This is a genomic window from Dietzia sp. CQ4 (genome assembly GCF_014145125.1).
GTDB classification, from domain to species: domain Bacteria; phylum Actinomycetota; class Actinomycetes; order Mycobacteriales; family Mycobacteriaceae; genus Dietzia; species Dietzia natronolimnaea.
This window is the reverse complement of sequence record NZ_JAALDZ010000343.1, coordinates 1-2,678: the sequence shown is the minus strand read 5'-3', so window position 1 is coordinate 2,678 and position 2,678 is coordinate 1. Positions and strand designations below refer to the sequence as shown.

Here is a 2,678-nt window from a genome sequence, read left to right as displayed (position 1 = left end):
TCCTGCAGCGCCTGGCGGTCGATCGCACCAGCGTGTCCGCGGTGAGTATTCGGAGGTTTGAGAGCCACCGGATATTGAGGTTCGGAGCCACCGTTATTGCCGTTGAGAGCCGGTGGCCGATGGGGTTGGAGCCACCGGCTCTCAGGCGTCGGGTTTAGCGCTCGTTCATGGCGGCGTGTTCGCGCATGTTGTAGCTGCCGGTCTCTATCCAGATTGTGTTGTGGACGATGCGGTCCATGATCGCGTCGGCGTGAACCCCTGAGCCGAGGCGTTGGTGCCAGTCCTTCTGCGCGTACTGCGTGCAGAACACGGTCGAGGTGTGTCCGTAGCGGCGCTCGAGGAGCTCCAGCAGCATGCTGCGCATGCTCTCATCCGGCGGGTCGAGGAGCCACTCGTCGACGACCAGCAGGGTGAAGGCGGCGTACTTCTTCAGGAACGTGGTCGTGCCGCGGGGCTTGTCCCTGGCCAACGCCCAGGCCTCAGCGAGGTCCGGCATCCGGATGTAGTGCGCCCGGATCCGGTGCTGGCAAGCCTGTTTCGCCAACGCGCACCCGAGGTAGGACTTCCCGGAGCCGGTGAAGCCCTGGAACACCACGTTCTGTTGGCGCTCGATGAACGAGCAGCTTCCGAGCTGGGCGATCACACCCTGATCGAGACCTCGTTCGGCGAGAAGGTCGAGCCGGCGTAGATCGGCACCCGGGTAGCGCAGCCCAGCTCGCCGGATCAGCCCTTCCACTTTCGCGTGGGTGAAGGCGGAGTGGGCCTCGTCCACGATGAGCCTGACCTGGTCCTCGAACCCGAGACCGATCACGAGAGTCTCGTCGCGGGCCTCGAGCGCCTCCAGCATGGCGGTGGCGCCCATCTCGCGAAGCTTGCGTTTGGTCTCCGAATCGATCCGGGTCATCGGGCGCCGCCCGCCGCGTAGTAGTCGGCCCCGCGCACATATCCGCCGGTCTCCTCGGGCGGTTGCTCGGCGGCTCTGCCGGTGGGCGCTGCGGGTTTGTCTTGTCCGGTCTCCAGGATCGGTCGCAGGTGCGCATACCGCGGGGAGCGGATCGGGCCGGCCAACGCGATCCGGCAGGCCGCCTCCACTCGCTCGGCCGAGTAGCGACGAGTCAGTCGCAGTACCGCCAGTGCTGGGTTCAATCCCTGTTCGGCGACCGGGACGGATTCGAAGATCCGGTCCACCACGATCACCGCCGAGGCGCCGACTCGCTCGGCCCATTCCCTGGTCCTGGGCTGGTCCCATTGCTGGTACTTCGGCCCGGCCGGCAGGTCGGCGTCGTTGGTGCGGTACTCGTTGACCACCGTCTCGGGCAGCAGCAGGTGGCTGGTCAGGCGCTGCTGGCCGCGGTAGACCTCCAACATCGTGTCCGTGATCCGCAGGTCGACCTTGGCGCCCACGTGCGGATACGGCGCCGAGTAGTAGTTGCGGGCCCAGGCCACGTGCCCGTTGCGCCCGACCCGGCGCCCATACATCCAGCGGCTGATCTCGTACGCGGTGGCTGGCAGCGGCCGCAGTAGCGACTTCTCCTCGGACTCGAACACGCTGGCCCGCGAGCCGGCACGCTTCTGGAACGGCTCGGCGTTGTAGGCCGAGAGCTGTGCGGCGATGGTGGCCTTGAGTTCCGCCAGTGCGTGGAACTTCCGGTCCCGAAGAGCGGCGATGATCCAGGTGGCCACGTGAGCCACCGTATTTTCCACGCTGGCCTTGTCTTTCGGGCGCCGTACTCGGCCCGGCAGCACAGCGGCCGAGTAGTGGGCGGCCATCTGGCGGTAGGCGTCGTTAAGCACGATCTCACCCTCCCGAGGGTGCTTGATCACGCCCGTCTTGAGGTTGTCGCAAGCGATCCGCGGTACCGAGCCCGAGAAGTGCTCGAACATCGCCACGTGCGCACGAAGCCACGTGTCCTGCTTCATGTCCAGCGTGGGTTCCACGAAGGCGAACCGGCTGAACGGCAGGCAGGCCACGAACAAATAGACCCGCCTCGACTCTCCCGTCGCCGGGTCGAGCAGCTCCATCGTGGGCCCAGACCAGTCGACCTCGACCGTCTGGCCGGCCTTGTGCCCCACGCGGGAGGCCAACCCGGTGACCAGCACATGCTGTTGGTAGGACTTGCAGAACCTGTCGTAACCCATCGCCGGGGTGCCCGAGTGGGCGCACTGGTCGGTGTACTCGCCGTGCAGCAGCTTCATCGTGACGCCGACCCGGGCCATCTCGCGGTGCACCTGGGCCCAGTCGGGCTCGGCGAACACGCTCTGGTGTTCGCTGCGGCCGGGGAACAGAAGTGAGTACACCTCGGCGTCGGGCAGGTCGGCGATGTCGTCCCACCGCACTCCGGCCGCATCGGCGGCCTCCAGCACCGATGCCACGCTGTTGCGCGAGATCTGCTGCGAGGCGGCGATCGCCCTGCCCGACAACCCCTCGGCCCGTAGCTGCAAGACGAGTTTCGCCTTGATCTTCCTTACCATTGGGAACTGCTCCTTCCGCCAGGCGCCCGTTACACCCGGCGGAAGGAGCCTAAGAAGGTGGCTCCGAAGCAGAATAACGATGGCTCCGACGGCGTCCAGTGCGTCAAGCAGCGACCGGCTCCCAAGCCCAATACGACTGGCGCTCAGAGCAGCGAATACTCAGCGGTGGCCAAGGCACTCGGACTGGGGTGGGACCTGGTCAATGA

Annotated in this window: 2 protein-coding genes; both read right to left on the bottom strand. The window is 66.5% G+C overall.

Features of this window, described 5'->3' with window-relative positions; genetic code table 11:
- Positions 1 to 154: 154 nt before the first annotated feature.
- A complete protein-coding gene (locus G6031_RS16385; protein WP_182653841.1) occupies positions 155 to 904 on the bottom strand; it encodes an ATP-binding protein in 750 nt (249 codons plus the stop codon).
- The gene (istA, locus tag G6031_RS16380) at positions 901 to 2,472 is read right to left on the bottom strand and encodes an IS21 family transposase (RefSeq protein WP_182653840.1); all 1,572 of its coding nucleotides are present in this window, start codon (positions 2,470 to 2,472) and stop codon (positions 901 to 903) included. The genes G6031_RS16385 and istA overlap by 4 nt, the downstream gene beginning before the upstream one ends.
- Positions 2,473 to 2,678: the final 206 nt, after the last annotated feature.